The sequence below is a fragment of the Parasphingopyxis lamellibrachiae genome (assembly GCF_003385775.1).
In the GTDB taxonomy this organism is placed as follows: domain Bacteria; phylum Pseudomonadota; class Alphaproteobacteria; order Sphingomonadales; family Sphingomonadaceae; genus Parasphingopyxis; species Parasphingopyxis lamellibrachiae.
Genome location: NZ_QRDP01000011.1, coordinates 1 through 2327, shown reverse-complemented (window position 1 = coordinate 2327; position 2327 = coordinate 1). Strand labels below are relative to the sequence as shown.

The 2327-nt window shown below is 53.4% G+C and carries 2 protein-coding genes; both read right to left on the bottom strand.

Features of this window, described 5'->3' with window-relative positions:
- A partial coding sequence (locus DFR46_RS14650) for a site-specific DNA-methyltransferase (protein ID WP_245953914.1) occupies positions 1-1145 on the bottom strand: 1145 nt, incomplete at its 3' end.
- A 90-nt stretch (positions 1146-1235) separates the two neighbouring features.
- Positions 1236-1967, bottom strand: coding sequence for a hypothetical protein (locus DFR46_RS14645; RefSeq protein WP_116237446.1), 732 nt, complete (start codon positions 1965-1967; stop codon positions 1236-1238).
- Between the last annotated feature and the right edge of the window lie 360 nt (positions 1968-2327).

The window sequence follows — 2327 nt, the reverse complement described above, 5'->3', positions numbered from 1 at the left end:
CCCCGGCGTCCAGTCCGCGCGGCAGCGACTAGCGTTGTGCCACTGCCGCTAAACGGATCGAGAATGAGACCGCGCTGTTTCGAGCAATCCCGGATCGCATCAGCGACCATCCGCAACGGCTTGACGGTTGGATGCGATCTCAGATCGTCCATCCGGCCCTTGCGAAACGTGTTGGCACCCGGATAGCGCCAGACATTGGTGCGATACCTTCCCTTCTCGCCCAACCCGAAATTGTTGATGTGCGGTGCCCGGCCGGACTTGAACGCGAAGATCATTTCGTGTGCGCTTCTATAGAAGGACCCTTGCCCTCCATTCGACTTTGCCCACACGATCAGATTTTTCAGATCAGAATAAACCCCGTCAGCCGCATCGGTGATTTCGCGAATGTGGCGCCAGTCCATGCAGTGAAAATGGATCGAGCCATCCGCGCTGAAGTTCACGAGATGCCTGAATGTCGCGCGCAGAAATGCCGTAAACTCAGGCGCCGTCATTTCACCACTCGCCTGCGAGAACTCGCGATGCTGGATTTGACCTGAGCCAGAGATATCGCTTACGCGAACATTGTAGGGAGGGTCGGCAAAAACCATCTGTGCTCGCTGATCGCCAAGCAGCAGATCGTAGCTAGTGGAAGCCAGCGCATCGCCGCAGAGAAGTCTGTGGTCGCCGACATGCCAAAGATCCCCCAAGCGCGTTACTGCTTCCGCATCCCCTTCTGGTAGCTCAATCGCAGCTTCTGAATCATTGCACGATTGCGCGTCATCAAGTATGATATCGTCAATCTCGATCGCATCGAAGCCGGTGATTTCAATGTCATCGAATTCCGCTTCGAACAGGAACTCAAATTCTGCCGCGAGCAGGTTTTCATTCCAAGTCGACAGTTCTGCTACACGGTTGTCCGCCAGTGCAAAAGCCCGGCGATCTGCTTCCGTAACAAAAGCGACCTTGAGCGTCGGAACTTCTTCGAGGCCCAAGGCTTCAGCCGCGAGGTAGCGGCCGGCACCAGCGACGATCAGGCCGTCATCATCGATAATGATCGGATTGACGAAACCGAAGCGCGTAATTGACCGGCTGATTTGCCTGATCTGCTGGGCGTTATGCGTTCGGGGGTTTTTGGGATTGATCCGGATCGCACCAAGTGGGCGCATCTCAATGCGGGGATGGTTCGTTACGACGTTCATGATCTACTCCTTCAATTGGAAAAGGAGCGAATCAGTTATCGCTGTGTCAAAGGCGCGCTAAGAAGATTTAATAATGCCTATCCATTTGCTGGCGACGAGCTGGAAACCAGGCTTAGGAATCAGCTCAAGATTCTGACCGCTGTTCACCAACCGTTCTTTCGGAAAAAAATCGTCATAGCGCATCGACTTACCAGCATATTTCTTGCGTGCATCAACCACGATGTTGGCCAGTGTGGTCCGTGATACCTCGGGATCAATTTGCGCAAATGCGATCTCCACTGACTGACTAACGCCTTCTGACAGACGCGGATCATATAGGCTATTCTTGGTTCGAGATGCTGTGACACGAAGTCCTGTGGCTTCAATGATAATTGCCATCACCGCCTCAACATGGAACCGTAGAAGGTCATCTCGCGGACGTTTGGGCAGTTTGATTTTGTCCGCGAGATGTTTTGCCGCCTCTAAATGCTGAGCCTCCGTAGGTTTCATTGAACCTGAAATATCGCCGTCATTGGCGGCATAGTGAGCTTGGATATCGATCGCTACGATCAACATTGGATGCAAGCTAGAGGGGATGCGGTTCTGTTGGGCTAGAATCTTTCGAAGCCGACCTAAAGATGCGTTCAGTTCCCTTGGCTTGCCGAAAAGCAGACGGCCCGTCCAATAATGCTGATCCACCCAAGCAAGCCTGCGAGCGTACTTAAGGCTTAACTCATTTTGCCGCTCCAGGTCTGAAACAATGTTTGGCTTTGAAGTAACTTGAATCGGATCGAGCTCAGGATTGAGCATGATTCTGTCCTAACGCCTTTGCCTGGCCTTGAAATCAGCCCCGGCGGCGAGCCGATAGCAACCAGCCGCTTGCCGGTCGTAGCACTCCATTGATAACGCGGAACAATCATCGTCCGCAATTAGGTAATCCACAGAGGCTCTCTGTGGCCCGGTATTTTTGGAATGATTGTCTGCGAGCCGAGCGACTAGCTGTCTCGCCGAGTATCGGCCCCATCGGTGATTGCAGTTGCAGCGCCCGCGACGGATACGAGTTTGTCGCCCAATCGCTGTATCATGACAAATCGTCTGAGATGATCCGGGCCGCTCTCTGCTTTCGCTATTACCAGCTCCGGATGCGCATCTTCGATCAAAACGATCGCG